This is a genomic window from Cyanobacteriota bacterium (assembly GCA_025054735.1).
In the GTDB taxonomy this organism is placed as follows: domain Bacteria; phylum Cyanobacteriota; class Cyanobacteriia; order SKYG9; family SKYG9; genus SKYG9.
Map to the genome: position 1 here is coordinate 1 of JANWZG010000467.1, position 2,732 is coordinate 2,732.

General features: G+C 50.2%; 5 protein-coding genes. All 5 read left to right on the forward strand.

Translation table 11 applies throughout. The features are described from left to right. The first annotated feature begins 215 nt into the window (after positions 1-215). A complete protein-coding gene (locus NZ772_16875; protein ID MCS6815229.1) occupies positions 216-659 on the forward strand; it encodes a PIN domain-containing protein in 444 nt (147 codons plus the stop codon). Next, positions 659-889 (forward strand): hypothetical protein, encoded by a 231-nt coding sequence (locus NZ772_16880; GenBank protein MCS6815230.1) that lies wholly within the window; start codon positions 659-661, stop codon positions 887-889. Before NZ772_16875 ends, NZ772_16880 begins: the two co-directional genes overlap by 1 nt. 60 nt (positions 890-949) lie before the next feature. Next, positions 950-1,177, forward strand: a complete 228-nt coding sequence (locus NZ772_16885) for a tetratricopeptide repeat protein (protein ID MCS6815231.1) — start codon at positions 950-952, stop codon at positions 1,175-1,177. A 507-nt stretch (positions 1,178-1,684) separates the two neighbouring features. Then, positions 1,685-2,353: a TIGR00266 family protein gene (locus NZ772_16890; GenBank protein MCS6815232.1), complete on the forward strand. Its 669-nt coding sequence runs from the start codon at positions 1,685-1,687 to the stop codon at positions 2,351-2,353. Positions 2,354-2,406: 53 nt separating this feature from the next. Then, positions 2,407-2,732 (forward strand): AIM24 family protein (locus NZ772_16895; GenBank protein ID MCS6815233.1); only part of this gene is annotated, 326 nt, incomplete at its 3' end.

Consider the following 2,732-nt stretch of genomic DNA (forward strand, 5'->3'; position numbering starts at 1 on the left):
GGCCTGACCATTTCGGTGAAATCCCTACAGTCTGGGCGATCGCCCCCTGTCTACAGGCGTGATGGCGGGGCAAGGGGGCGGCGTTGTCAGATCATCCCCTGACGCGGGCGATGTTGCCACTGTTGACGGGGAACGGCGGGGCATCGGATGACTAGCGGTGTATTGGTACTAGAATCTTCTTGGAAACACCAACCAGCATTTGCACGCGATCGCCCATGAAGCTCTATCTAGACACTAGCGCCTTGAATCGGATTTTTGATGATCGCTCCCAAGTGCGGATTGCCCTAGAAGCTTTAGCCATGCAATCTATCCTCTTATTAATTCAAGATCAGAAAGTGCAGTTAATCACCTCAGATGCCCTCTCCTACGAAGTCTCACGCAATCCTTATGCCGAAAGGAAAGCAGTGATTATGGGCATCTTACAACTGGCATCGGTTCATCAACCCTTTACCAACGACATCTTAATTCGCGCCCAACAGTTAGAAAAAATTGATAAGATTGGCAAATTAGATGCATTCCATATTGCCTGTGCTGAATATCAAGTCGCAGATGTGTTTATTACCTGCGACGATCGACTAATTAAGCGTTACCAGGGTAGTCTGCAACTTTGTAACCCTGTAAACTTTACCTTGGAAAGGACTAAACCGGAAGAAAGCTGATGAATATTGAATTTCCCAGCCTGCCACGCGAAACAGACCTAAATCGTCAGGGGATTGAAATTCTGATTGAGTCCATGGGTGCTGCTCGTGCCGCTATCTTCATCAGTAATCTCTGCTGGCAGTCAACGAATTATCTAGCGATTAAGGATCGGCTGTTTGCCGGAGAGACGATCGCCAGTCTCTACGAAAAAGTAGTGCAGTGGCGTGATCAATCCTCAGGCAGTAGTTGAGGGCAAATTATCCACGCACTGCCTCTTCCTGGCAAAATCTGGCGGGAGACTGTATATGGCATGTATATGGCAATGGGGCGCTATGGTGAAGCGGAACCTCTCTATGCCCGTAGAGTGGAGATTTTCCTTCAAGTGTTAGGGCAAGACCATCCCAGCACCCAAACGGTGTGGAGCAATTTCCGTGCCTGTCTGCAAGCAGCGGTGGCAGCGGGGCAAGCGGGGGAACTCTCTGAGCATCCCCTCACCCAGGCAATGTTGGCGCAGTTGGCGGGGAGGGATAATGGGTAATGGGATGAATGCGAAATCGTCGGGTAGGGGCGCATGGCCGTGCGCCCCTACAATCTGTGGTGATGGCCTGACCATTTCGGTGCAATCCCTACAGTCTGGGCGATTGCCCCCTGTCTACAGGCGTGATGGCGGGGCAAGGGGGCGGCGTTGTCGGACTATCCTCCCACCCAGGCAATATTGGTGCCGTTGGCGAGGGATGGCAGGGTATACAGATGCCTCTTTCTAATCTGAAATGACCATAACTACACCTATCCCTTGGGTTCGCAACGGTCTCATTCTAAATGGGAATAGCCATAGCTCAATATTTTCTACGATTTCTATAGTTTCATTACAGAATTTTTGAGATTCACCAACCGCTCAGGCAAACTGAAAGAGTCAATCGCTGTCATGAAAGTTGTTTACTGTTACTTAGCTTACAGAAACCACTGTCATACTGCGATGTCGGACTGCGATGTCGGACTGCGATCGCGCCTATCCAACCTATCTTGAATAGGAGAGTCTTCAATTGTGAACTATGAAATTCGCAATAAGCCATCCTTTGCCACAATCTTTGTCACCTTAAATCCGGGTGAAAGCCTAGTCGCCGAAGCTGGAGCAATGGCCAGTATGGATGTCGGTTTAACCATTACCACCGAATTTTCCGGTGGCTTCTTCTCAGCGCTCCTCAGGAAGTTTTTTGGTGGCGAAAGCCTGTTTGTCAACGTCTTCCGTAACACTAGTCAAAAGCCTCAACAAGTTGTACTTACCCAAGCCAGCCCTGGTGATATCACCTGTATAACACTTAGGGGTAACGCTATTTGTTTTCAGCCTGGAGCCTACATCGCCAGTAGCAGAGGTGTCAAGATGGGTGTAGGGTGGGCAGGATTTTCTAGCTTCTTTGCGGGGGAAGGCTTGTTTCGGCTGAAAGTCAGTGGTGACGGCATTGTTTTTTTTGGGTGCTACGGTGGACTGACCAAGTATCGCGTGGATGGGCAATTCGTGGTGGATTCTGAACATCTCGTAGCCTACGAACCTGGACTCAAGCTGAATATTGGCTTAGCCGGGGGACTGATTGGCTCCATCACCTCTGGTGAAGGGCTAGTGAACCGCATCACTGGGCATGGCGATATCTATCTTCAGTCCCGCAGCATTGGTGGGTTGGTCAAGTTCCTGACCCCCAAATGCTACTTCCGCTAAGAAACTAACGTGCTGTGTTTTACATGTTCCGTCAGTGAGGCTTTTACCCAGCTATGAAAATTGATATCCAACATCAACCCGATAGTTCCGTAGCCTACATCCAGATGGATCCCCATGAGGAAATTATTGCCCAAGCAGGAGCCATGATCGCCATGAGTGGGCATATGCACGTGTCTACCACGTTGCGTGAGGGCAAGGGGGGCGGCGTTATGGGCGGCCTCAAGCGCCTACTGGCTGGAGAGTCATTATTTTTGTCAGTGTTCCGTTCCTACGACTCAGCAGCAGAAATTTACTTGGCTCCGGTCATGATGGGCGACATTATTGTTTGTCCGGTGAGTGGCGAAGGGTGGGTCGTGCAGTCCACCGGTTATTTAGCTTG